At 41.6% G+C, this 6334-nt stretch carries 8 protein-coding genes and 1 pseudogene; 7 read left to right on the forward strand and 2 right to left on the reverse strand.

Annotated features, from left to right (window positions below; translation table 11 throughout):
- Positions 1–7 precede the first annotated feature (7 nt).
- On the forward strand, positions 8–358 hold the full coding sequence (locus AC58P7_RS07990) for a DUF1294 domain-containing protein (protein ID WP_497341535.1): 351 nt from the start codon (positions 8–10) through the stop codon (positions 356–358).
- Positions 359–715: 357 nt separating this feature from the next.
- Complete coding sequence (locus tag AC58P7_RS07995) at positions 716–1003, forward strand: stage VI sporulation protein F (protein WP_497341537.1); 288 nt, start codon at positions 716–718, stop codon at positions 1001–1003.
- A 164-nt stretch (positions 1004–1167) separates the two neighbouring features.
- Here the strand turns inward: AC58P7_RS07995 and AC58P7_RS08000 are convergent, their stop codons facing one another.
- Positions 1168–1350 carry a hypothetical protein gene (locus tag AC58P7_RS08000; protein ID WP_497341539.1) on the reverse strand — a complete coding sequence of 61 codons (183 nt, stop codon included), beginning with the start codon at positions 1348–1350 and terminating at the stop codon, positions 1168–1170.
- Between the two features lie 268 nt (positions 1351–1618).
- On the opposite strand from AC58P7_RS08000, the gene AC58P7_RS08005 reads away from it, so the two are divergent.
- From AC58P7_RS08005 to AC58P7_RS08020, 4 genes and pseudogenes are all read left to right on the forward strand, one after another.
- Positions 1619–1990: a YhjD family protein gene (locus tag AC58P7_RS08005; RefSeq protein ID WP_497341541.1), complete on the forward strand. Its 372-nt coding sequence runs from the start codon at positions 1619–1621 to the stop codon at positions 1988–1990.
- A pseudogene (locus tag AC58P7_RS08010) lies at positions 1987–2472 on the forward strand (Y-family DNA polymerase); the annotation flags it as partial. The gene AC58P7_RS08005 and the pseudogene AC58P7_RS08010, both read left to right, overlap by 4 nt.
- A gap of 210 nt (positions 2473–2682) precedes the next feature.
- Entirely contained in the window at positions 2683–3936 is a 1254-nt protein-coding gene (locus AC58P7_RS08015; protein ID WP_497341542.1) for a DNA polymerase IV, read from the forward strand.
- Complete coding sequence (locus AC58P7_RS08020) at positions 3933–4388, forward strand: YhjD family protein (RefSeq protein ID WP_497341544.1); 456 nt, start codon at positions 3933–3935, stop codon at positions 4386–4388. Before AC58P7_RS08015 ends, AC58P7_RS08020 begins: the two co-directional genes overlap by 4 nt.
- A gap of 85 nt (positions 4389–4473) precedes the next feature.
- Here the strand turns inward: AC58P7_RS08020 and AC58P7_RS08025 are convergent, their stop codons facing one another.
- Complete coding sequence (locus AC58P7_RS08025; protein ID WP_497341546.1) at positions 4474–4818, reverse strand: helix-turn-helix domain-containing protein; 345 nt, start codon at positions 4816–4818, stop codon at positions 4474–4476.
- A gap of 131 nt (positions 4819–4949) precedes the next feature.
- Here AC58P7_RS08025 and AC58P7_RS08030 point away from each other — a divergent pair, with 131 nt between their 5' ends.
- Positions 4950–5939, forward strand: coding sequence for a DGQHR domain-containing protein (locus AC58P7_RS08030; protein WP_497341548.1), 990 nt, complete (start codon positions 4950–4952; stop codon positions 5937–5939).
- Positions 5940–6334 lie beyond the last annotated feature (395 nt).

The raw sequence follows: 6334 nt of genomic DNA on the forward strand, positions 1-6334 counted from the left end.
AGATAGCTTGGGAGACAGGTTGACCCATAGCGTGTTCCCTCTTAAGATAAGAGTAGCAGCACTATTTTATGGGAACGAAGGTGTACCGCCAGTGACTTATTTCCTAGTTTATTTATTATTGATGAATATCATTACGTTTATTGAGATGGGACATGACAAAGGACAAGCCAAAAAAGGCGGACGCCGCGTGCCGGAAAAACGGCTTTTTCTACTCGCTGCCCTCGGCGGTGGGATTGGTGGTTGGCTCGGCATGCGGGTGTGGCGCCACAAGACGAAGCATACTTCTTTTGTCGTTGGCTTTCCGTTGCTCATTGCGTTAAATTGCATCTGTGTCATCCTTATTGCCATGTATATGTAGAGGGAAGGGACAGCTGCCGGGAACGGTGGCTGTTTTTTATTTATGTTAGGTGGCATGACCCCGACCCCGTTACACTTCGCCTACCTCATGCCTGTCCCTAAAACAAATTTAACGGGAACACTCCCGTTATTTTCCGGAATTCTTCCACAAACTGTGCTTCCATTTAAACGCCCCCGACGCGTGCATCACACATTTGAAAATACGAGAAATCCCTCCGCGGAACCGCTCATTTTACTGCAAAAGGATTGTCCGACTCAAAGGCTAACACCACAGGTTTTTCTTATATACAGCGCCTCAGTCAAGTTTGACTACTTTCACTCATAAGATAGGAGCATGACGGGTATCGGAGGTGCGGGTATGAGTTATCAGCAATATGGCATCGATCCTGCGCTCGTGGAGCGTGTAAAGTTCAAGATGAAAAACCCTGAGGTGAAGGAGCGCATCAAAATGCTGCTGCAAGGCGTCACGAAGGCAGATTTGCAAAACACGGCGAAGGTTACGCGCTTAATCAGCCTTGCCGCGGGCATTTTCGGTGAGAAGCTCAGTGGAAACCAGGCGCACCAGATTTTAACGTTTATCCTCGCGCAAAAGATTGATCCAAATAACACGTTTCATTTAATTCGGCTATGGTCCATATTTCGATAGGTGCACGATGAAAACGCCACTTGCGGAGCGGAAGACGCCCTGCTTGTGGCGTTTTTCGTGGGAGGACTAGGAACTAATGGCATAGCGAGGGTTACGCAAAGCTCTCATGTAATATTTGGCGTAACGGCTGCGCCTGCTGCAACGACTAATTGAATGGTGTCAAACTAGGTTTTCGTAAAAAGCGTGTCAGTTTCAACGATGGTGCCCGTAGGTCCACTAAGAAGGAAGTTCACTGTCAGAGCTCTTCCAGTAGGTGCTCCTGCAATTAAGATCGTGCCAGATACGTACAGATTCAAAGGGTTTACGTTTAATCTGTACAGTTCCTGTGTGATTGGAGTCGCTGACATGGATTCTTCTCATCATCGACATTCTCCCCTCTCGTTGAAATCCAATATAATACATTAAATGCACGAAGAGAGGAGTGTGGACGCGCACTCGTCCGTGATGATTTGCGCATTTTTTGAATAATAGGTAAAAATAGGTAATTAAATAGAAATTAACTGTAATACATCCTGTTATTAGTAAAAAAAATCCCAAAAAGCACTTGCATAACGAATACGTGTTCGGTATATAATATGGAAAAACGAATATATGTTCGCATATGGTGGTGAGAACATGGGTAGTGCTTCAAGAGTAGAGACAGAAGAGGATGTTCAAATGATTAAGGAATACACGCTGTTGCCGATTTTGCTTGATATGCTGGCAAGAGATATGGAGGAGCTTAAGGTTTATAAGGATAAGATTGTGTATAATCACATTCTTTTTTACCTCAGAGAGGTTGAGATGGCTATTTATCCAGAATTACAACGGTTGAAAAGTAAAATGAAGCAGCGAGATATTAAGGTGATTCACACGGAAATGAATGCTTTGGGCATTCATGTAGAGTACAAAGTTCGAGGTTACATCCATCATTTCACGATGCTTCGCAGTTTGGTTAAGGCTGAGCTTATGACTACGCTGATGAATATGCGGGGGGAATTGCGATGAGTAAGGGGAACAAGGGTGGGGAACGAACGATCTTCCTAGCGGATTGTCAGAGTTTCTACGCAAGCGTAGAGAAGGCCGATCATCCAGGTCTAGAGAATAAGCCGGTTGCCGTTGCAGGAGATCCTGCGTTAAGGTCAGGTATTATTTTAGCCGCCTGCCCTGTTGCCAAAGGATACGGTGTAACGACGGCCGAACGGTTGGGTGAAGCGCTCAAGAAGTGTCCCGAGCTTATTGTCATGCGTCCACGGATGCAGCATTATATTGACGTTTCGTTAATGATTACGAGTATCTATGAGGAATTTACGGATCTCGTTGAGATTTTCAGTATTGATGAACAGTTCTTGGACGTTACAGGGAGCCTTCCGCTCTTTGGAGATGCGGAGAAGGTGGCGATGAGCTTGCAATATAAGGTGCTCAAACAAACGGGTGTTAAGCTTCGTGTAGGGATCAGTTCGAATAAAATTCTAGCGAAAATGGCAACAAGACTACCAAAAATTCATGTACAAAATACAGCAATTTAATAAAATCCTTTATGTATCAGGGATATTTTTAGTAAACAATCATGTACATAATTGCGAAACGCAATTATGACTATAAAAAAGAAAAATGATCGAAAATGAATTTTATTAATGTAAATAAATGCAGAGAATGGCATATAATAAATACGAATATATGTTCTATGTTTGGGTGGTGTGACTATGAAATCAGAACGAGCTATTATGCTAGTGGACTGTCAGAGTTTTTATGCCAGTGTGGAGAAAGCGGCGCACCCTGAGCTTTGTAATAAACCCATAGCGGTTGGGGACCCTGCCCGTAAGAGCGGTATTGTATTAGCGGCTTGTCCCATTGCGAAATCTTATGGCGTTTCAACTGCGATGCGAAATTTTGAAGCTTTTGCTGTTTGCCCAGATCTTACTATAGTCCGACCAAGAATGAAGACGTACATTGATGTCTCGACACTCATTACGGAAATTTATGAAACCTTCACCGACTTGGTTGAGCCGTGGAGCATTGACGAGCAATTTGTTGATGTAACAGGTTCAACGTCGCTTTTCGGATCACCAGTAGAAATTGCACGCCAGATGCAAACAAAAGTTATGCTTTCTACGGGAGTTTGGATTCGTGCTGGTATTTCTTCAAACAAAGTGATCGCGAAAATGGCCACTGACCACTTTGCGAAGAAGAGCGAAAGTGGCGTTTTCGAGTTGCGAGTAGATCAGGTCGAGTCCATACTATGGCCATTACCAGTGTCACAAATGTATATGGTTGGGTCTCGGATGACTGCTCACTTTGTAAAAATGGGATTGAATACTATCGGTGATATAGCGCGGTTAGAGCTTGGAGAATTCAAAAGGCGCATGCGGATTAGGATGGGACGACAAAGTGATATCAAAGCTGAATATTATTGGCAAACAGCGCGCGGAATTGATCCCAGTCCGGTCGTTGCAAGAGCTTTTGCGAAGCCGCAATCTATTACTCGAGGCAGAACGGTACAGTCAACAAAATACCAAACAATGGAGGACATCGAGCCGCTAATGATTGAATTAGTGATTGAAGTATGCCGAACAAGTAGACGGCAAAATAGCATGGGGCGTGTAGTGACAGTTAGCGCCGGGACGATGAAAAGGGGATTTTCGAGGCAAATGACACTACCTTCGCCGACTTGCCTAGAGCATCATGTTGTTTCAGCAGCGCGCGAATTGTTCAAGAAACATTGGAACGGAGATCCCCTCACGCATTTAGCTGTAGACCTATCTCAATTGACAGACGATAGTACGCATCAGCTCGATTTATTTGAGGATATCGAAAGAAATCTTAGGCTCGCCCGAGCTCAGGATAGCATTAAAGACAGATTTGGTGGTGCAGCAATTATTAGAGCTTCTTCACTACTGGAAACTGCACAAGCCAGAGAACGGGCAATCATGATAGGGGGACATTATGCTTGAGCAAACTACTTGATGGAAACGGTAGATGGAGCACAAAGTTCATGTCACCAGAACATAGTGCTGCACTTCAGCAGAGGAATCAACAACAACCCCAAACTACAATGCCTACGAAAGAGGAGTTGGAAGCTATTAGGGATTTCGTTTTACTCCCGATGTTGCTTTCAATAGTGGAAAAGAATAAACAGGAAATAGAAAGAACCTCCTACTCCATGAGAACGATCTTTGTTAAGGCGGCAAATATCATTCAAAACTTCATATCAAACGACCTTCAAACAGTGCGGAAGTTACTGAAAGAACGGAATATTAAGGTGTTTGAAGATGAGATGATTGATTCGAATCTGCGGTACAAATACATCTGCCGCGGCTACGAAGACCACTTTGTTTTGATCAGGGATGTTGCTCGAGCAGAGCTTATGAGACGTTTAGGGAAGTATTCAGAGTGTTTGAAATAAAGTTGTGGTAGACACAGGTTAAAGAAAAACGAGTGCTCTCTAGGACCTCTCAAGTCTGGAGTTGCACTCGTTTTAGCTTTATTTGCTAATTTTTGGCCTCTGATAATACAACTTCCACTAATTTTTTAATTAAAGCGAGTTCTTTGTCCGAGCATCGTTCAATTAAAAGATATGTAGAATCCAATAGGTTCGATCGCTCATACTGCGAATTAGTAAGATCGTAACCACTAAATAAATCGCTGGGATCTACTCTAAGAGTCTTAACAATCCTTTCGAGGGTTTCTAATGAGATATTCTTTTCACCGCGCTCAATACCACCAATATAGGACTGAGGGAGCTCAACAAGCTCACCTAGTTGTTCTTGGGTTAACCCTCTATTTTTACGAAAATTTCTCACTTTTACTCCAACATGTTTTGAGAGTTTGGACAACAGACTCACCTCTTTTTCAGACTAGGGGAGTCTATGTCTAAATTACAGATACCTATAACATATATATCCATTTGATTTTAGATCTTATAAGAACTATTATGGCTTTATACTAATATCAAGGAGCCAAAAGAATGAGTAAGCTTCCACAGCAGTATGTTATTGAAAATGTACTCCAGTGCAAAATGCGAGGCAGGGTTGCATATCAAAGCTACTTTCCTGCTTCTGTTGGAATTAATTTAATTTATGTGAAACCTTATGATCACCCTTCTGGAAAGGGGTATCAGCGCCCAGTCGATGCAAAGAGATGTGCTGATTTTGCATATTATTTGTCTAAAGGGGAAGATGCTCTTTTTACTCCGATTTTATTGAACGCTGCAGCTAATTGGGAATTTGTTAGTTATGATAAACAACGCCCCTCATATGGCAGATTGCTTTGCAAAGGTAGGGCATCTCTGATGGATGGGCAGCACCGTGTGGGTGGAATAGAAAAGTATGTACGTGAAACGAACTCAGATATTAATATTCCGTTTCTAGCCTTCCATAGCTTAGATGAGGATGAGGAAATTAAACTATTTGATACTATAAATACGAAGGCCAAAGGAATAGGCACATCTTTAAGTAAATTTCTACGCCGCGATTCTGACGATATCAGTTGGATAGCAACAGAAATGATGACTAGAAAAGATAGCCCCTTCAATCTCATTGGAAGTATTATTGGGAAACGAACAAAAGGAAGACATGTTACCCTTCAGAATTTATACAGAACACTGACATATTTGTTGAAAAGTGAAAATATTAGTGCTTTGCCTAAAGAAGAAAAAATTCAAATGGCTCTTACTTATTACAATGCACTACGAGACAAGTTTCTTTTCGAATGGAAAGATTATAAGAGTTTCCGAATAACCCACATCGTTTCCATAGATGCTTTATCCATTGCTGGGAGCTCTATTTTAAGCGCGTCACTAAAGGAGAACAGAAAGCAAGTCGACCTGTCGGCTATCATAAAATATGTAAATAAATTATCAGTGGAGTGGTCAGCGGATGGTCCGCTAAAGTATGTAAAAGGTTTAAGTGGATCGAAGAAATTAGCTGAGGAGTTAACAGATCAAATGATGGCTTAATTTTGGTGTGCTAATAATTTTGAACATTATATGTAATTCAAGCAGTAAAGAAATAAGTATAAATATAAAGGCGATCCTTCAATTCGGATTGCCCTTTGTCTTGTGAATAAATAACTAATAAATGGACGCACTTTCTTTTATTACAACCCCAAAACAAAAGTATTCTCAAGAGGCCTAAAATTTAATTTAATTATTAAATAGCTTTTCAAGAGCATTATGTTAAGGCTTCCGCATAGTTACAACTGAGCTAATGTTGATTAAATTTTTCAGCACCTTAGATGGTTTTTTTTCTACGACGGCAAGATCATATAACAGGATTTTCCTGCACCTTTAGCGAAGTTAATTATGTGGTTAATTTTCACCAAAGGGGTTGTCTACTTTGCTCGTTAAAGATC

This window comes from Paenibacillus sp. J22FR5, assembly GCF_059691975.1.

Coding starts and splice junctions, on each gene's coding strand:
- AC58P7_RS08000 (WP_497341539.1), bottom strand. CDS start 1,350: ATGTCAGCGACTCCAATCACACAGGAACTGTACAGATTAAACGTAAAC.
- AC58P7_RS07995 (WP_497341537.1), top strand. CDS start 716: ATGAGTTATCAGCAATATGGCATCGATCCTGCGCTCGTGGAGCGTGTA.
- AC58P7_RS08030 (WP_497341548.1), top strand. CDS start 4,950: ATGAGTAAGCTTCCACAGCAGTATGTTATTGAAAATGTACTCCAGTGC.
- AC58P7_RS08005 (WP_497341541.1), top strand. CDS start 1,619: ATGGGTAGTGCTTCAAGAGTAGAGACAGAAGAGGATGTTCAAATGATT.